At 65.8% G+C, this 3,863-nt stretch carries 5 protein-coding genes; 2 read left to right on the top strand and 3 right to left on the bottom strand.

Annotated elements, in window-relative coordinates; genetic code table 11:
• A partial coding sequence (locus B2W70_RS10180) for an ornithine carbamoyltransferase (protein WP_286745430.1) occupies positions 1 to 653 on the bottom strand: 653 nt, incomplete at its 3' end.
• A gap of 42 nt (positions 654 to 695) precedes the next feature.
• The gene (locus B2W70_RS10175) at positions 696 to 1,898 is read right to left on the bottom strand and encodes an aspartate aminotransferase family protein (protein WP_058088792.1); all 1,203 of its coding nucleotides are present in this window, start codon (positions 1,896 to 1,898) and stop codon (positions 696 to 698) included.
• Positions 1,899 to 2,267: 369 nt separating this feature from the next.
• On the opposite strand from B2W70_RS10175, the gene B2W70_RS10170 reads away from it, so the two are divergent.
• A complete protein-coding gene (locus B2W70_RS10170) occupies positions 2,268 to 2,609 on the top strand; it encodes a DUF3579 domain-containing protein (RefSeq protein WP_235513914.1) in 342 nt (113 codons plus the stop codon).
• A 101-nt stretch (positions 2,610 to 2,710) separates the two neighbouring features.
• Here the strand turns inward: B2W70_RS10170 and rpsT are convergent, their stop codons facing one another.
• The gene (gene rpsT / locus B2W70_RS10165; RefSeq protein WP_058088791.1) at positions 2,711 to 3,004 is read right to left on the bottom strand and encodes a 30S ribosomal protein S20; all 294 of its coding nucleotides are present in this window, start codon (positions 3,002 to 3,004) and stop codon (positions 2,711 to 2,713) included.
• A 180-nt stretch (positions 3,005 to 3,184) separates the two neighbouring features.
• Between rpsT and murJ the strand changes: the two genes are divergently transcribed.
• The coding region (murJ, locus tag B2W70_RS10160) for a murein biosynthesis integral membrane protein MurJ (RefSeq protein WP_286745424.1) at positions 3,185 to 3,863 on the top strand (679 nt) is incomplete at its 3' end.

Here is a 3,863-nt window from a genome sequence, read left to right as displayed (position 1 = left end):
CCACGGCAGGCGTCCATCGGGTCCTTGAAGACCTTGTAGCAACCCGGGTTCGAGATGCCGGCCACCTCGGGGTCGATCTCGTAGCCGCTGGGCGTGCTCACGTGCACCGTGAAGCCCAGCAACTCGGCCGCCTGCAGCCAGGTGTTGGCCATGTTGTTGCCATCGCCCACCCAGGCCACCACCTTGCCGGCGATCGAGCCGCGGTGCTCGATGTAGGTGAAGATGTCGGCCAGGATCTGGCAGGGGTGGTACTCGTTGGTCAGCCCGTTGATGACCGGCACGCGCGAGTTGGCCGCGAACTTCACGATCTTGGCTTGCTCGTAGGTGCGGATCATCACGATGTCGACCATGCGCGAGATCACGCGGGCGCTGTCCTCGATCGGCTCGCTGCGGCCCAGCTGGCTGCCGTCGGTGGTCAGGTGCACCACCGAGCCACCCATCTGGTACATGCCGGCCTCGAAGCTCACGCGCGTGCGCGTTGATGCCTTCTCGAAGATCATGGCCAGCGTGCGGTCCGACAGTGGCTGGTACTTCTCGTAGTTCTTGAAGCGTTGCTTGATGCTGGCCGCGCGCTGGAACAGGTACTCGTACTCCGGGGCGCGCAGGTCCTTGAACTGCAGGTAGTGCTTGATCAGGCTGTTTCCGGGCTTCATGGCGCGTGGGTGTCTGTTGGAGCTGGGAGCGGGGCGGACGGCTCAGGCCTTCGGCTCGGCAAGGAACTGCTTGATGAGCGGCACCAGGGTGGCGACGAGCTCGTCGGCGTGGGCCGGGGTGAAGATCAGCGGCGGCAGCAGGCGCACGACCTTGTCGGCCGTCACGCTCAGCAGCAACCCCGCGTCGAGCGCGCGGTTGAGGATGACACCGCAGGGGCGGTCCAGCTCGATGCCGATCATCAGGCCCTGACCACGGATCTCGGTGACACCGGCCACGTTGGCCAACTCGCGGCGCAGGGCGCCCATCAGGTGCTCGCCCACGTGCTGGGCGTTGGCCAGCAGTTGGTCTTCTTCCATGATGGTGATGGTCTCGACGCCCGCGCGCATGGCCAGCGGGTTGCCGCCAAAGGTGGTGCCGTGGTTGCCCGGCTTGAGCACATCGGCCGCCTTGGGGCCACACACCACCGCGCCCACCGGCACCCCCGAGCCCAGGCCCTTGGCCAGCGGCATGACGTCCGGCTGGATGCCGGCCCACTGGTGCGCGAACCACTTGCCGGTGCGCCCGATGCCGCATTGCACCTCGTCGAGCATCAGCAGCCAGCCTTGTTTGTCACACAAGGCGCGGATGGCCTGCAGGTACTCGACGCGAGCCGGGTTGATGCCGCCTTCGCCCTGGATCACCTCCAGGAACACCGCCGTCACGTTCGGGCGGGTGCGGGCAACTTCTTCAAGTGCCTCGATGTCGTTGAGCGGCACGCGCACAAAGCCTTCGACCAGCGGCTCGAAGCCGGCGTGCACCTTGGGGTTGCCCGTGGCCGACAGCGTGGCGATCGAGCGGCCGTGGAAGGCCTTCTCGTAGACCACCACCTCGGCGCGGTCGATGCCCTTGTCGTGGCCGAACTTGCGTGCGATCTTCAGCGCGGCCTCGTTGGCTTCCAGGCCCGAGTTGCAGAAAAAGACGTTGGTCAGCCCCGAACGCTCGACCAGCAGGCGGGCCAGCTCTTCCTGCAGCGGCACCTGGTAGTAGTTGCAGCAGTGGATCATCTTGCTGACCTGATCCTGCAGCGCGGGCACCAGTTTGGCGTGGTTGTGCCCCAGGGTGTTGACCGCGATGCCGGAGAGCGCGTCCAGGTAACGTCGGCCCTCGGTGTCCCAGACTTCGGCGCCTTGGCCGTGCGACAGGGCGACGGGCAGACGGCCATAGGTGGGCATCACATGGGGCATGGCGTTGACTGGGGCGTTCATGAGCGTGGCTCGGTGAGGTGTGGGACCAAACATTCTATGCAATATCGGGCGTCCGCCCTGGTGCGAACCCTGGGTTCGGCGGTGCCCGCCGGTCGCGAAATGGGGCGCCGCACGGGCCCGTGAAGTGGCGCCCACCCCGCAATGCCCTTGGATTGCTGGCATCCAAGTTGCAGCAGGCCTTCGCATCCGCGACAATCACGACCTGTCCGCATGGCAACACCCGAGTCCCATCGATCCGGGAGGTGGCCATCACCCAGTGTGGCAGTCCGCTACCCGCGGTCTGCCCTGCTGGTTCCCCGCAGACGCCAGACACAATCTGGCCCTGCGCCTGTCAATTCACCCATTGAACAGCACGTCGGAAGCGCCACCGTGTCGACGCCCTCATTGCCAGAACGCACCCCCAAACCCCGAGAAGTCTTCATCCTGGGCCTGACCCAACAGGGCCGCACCTTTCGCCCCAGCGACTGGGCAGAGCGCCTCGCCGGCGCCATGTCCTGCTTCAAGCCAGGTGGCATGTCGGGCCCCCTGGCCCACATCGGCTATTCGCCCTACTGCGTCCCCACCAGCGTGGACAACGTCAAATGCGTGGTCGTCAACGAAGCCTTGCGCGACCTTGAACCCATGGCCTGGGACTTCGTCATGAACTTCGCCCGCGACAACGAGTTGCAGGTGCTCGAAGCTTGTTTGTTGCCTGACGCCCCACGTGGGTGAGGGCAGGGCGCGAGCCCCCAAGAAAAAGCCCGCGTCAACGGCGTTGCGCGGGCTTTGTCGTGTCCGGGGCTCGTCAGCCCCGTTTGCCGTCAGGCGACAGATCAGGCGGCAATGGCCTTGATCTTGGCCGACAGGCGGCTCTTGTGGCGAGCGGCCTTGTTCTTGTGGAAGATGCCCTTGTCGGCGATCGAGTCGATCACGGATTGAGCGGTCTTGAAGGCGGCAGCGGCCTGGGTCTTGTCGCCGGCCTTGACAGCCTTGAGCACGCCCTTGATGGCGGTGCGGAACTTCGAACGCAGGGCCGAGTTGGCGGCGTTCAGCTTGACGTCCTGGCGAACGCGCTTGCGACCGGAGGCGATGCGGACGGTCTTCTTGGCTTTGGATGCAGATGCCATGGTGAGCTCATTGCGCTGGTGAACCAGCGCGCAACACTTTTGTGGATGCCCGAGATCGCCAAACCATTCGGCTGCCTCGATTCGCACCCGCGCAAAAGCGGCAGGTTTAAAGAACCGCAGAGTCTACCACGGCTGTGCCCAGGCGACAAGTTGTGCCGGGGGCGCTTCCTATAATGGGCCATGAGCCTGCTGAAATCCGCCTCCATCGTCTCCCTGCTGACCCTGGCGTCGCGCATCACCGGCCTGGTTCGCGAGCAGCTCTTTGCCTCGTACTTCGGGGCCAGCGCCACCACCGACGCCTTCCAGGTGGCGTTTCGCATTCCCAACCTGCTGCGCCGCTTGTTCGCCGAAGGGGCTTTTTCGCAGGCTTTCGTGCCCATCTTGGGCGAAACGCGCGTCAAGCAAGGTGAAGAGGCCACCAAAGGCCTGATCGACGCCGTGGCCACGGTGCTGTTCTGGGCCCTGCTGGTGGTGTCGGTGCTGGGCGTGATCGGCGCGCCCGTGCTGGTCTGGCTCATGGCCTCTGGCCTGCAGGAAAGCGGCGGCTTCGACATGGCCGTGCTGATGACGCGCTGGATGTTTCCCTACATCGGCTTCATGTCGCTGGTGGCCTTGAGCGCGGGCATCCTCAACACCTGGGGGCACTTCGCCGTGCCGGCGGCCACGCCCGTGCTGCTCAATGTGTCGGTCATCACCGCGACGGTGCTGGGCGCGCCGCTGTTTCGCCGCTGGGGGTTCGACCCGGTGCTGGCGGTCGCCATCGGCGTGATGCTGGGCGGGGTGCTGCAGTTGGGCATCCAGGTGCCAGCGCTGCGCCGCCGGGGCGTGCTGCCGCGCATCGGCTTTGGCTTGGGCGGCC

This window comes from Aquabacterium sp. UBA2148, assembly GCF_002328915.1.
Lineage (GTDB): Bacteria > Pseudomonadota > Gammaproteobacteria > Burkholderiales > Burkholderiaceae_C > Aquabacterium > Aquabacterium parvum.
This window is presented reverse-complemented; position numbering and strand designations above follow the sequence as displayed.

What these genes read in the sequence shown, in the direction of transcription:
- B2W70_RS10175 (WP_058088792.1), bottom strand. Translation starts at nt 1,898, where the DNA reads ATGAACGCCCCAGTCAACGCCATGCCCCATGTGATGCCCACCTATGGC.
- rpsT (WP_058088791.1), bottom strand. Translation starts at nt 3,004, where the DNA reads ATGGCATCTGCATCCAAAGCCAAGAAGACCGTCCGCATCGCCTCCGGT.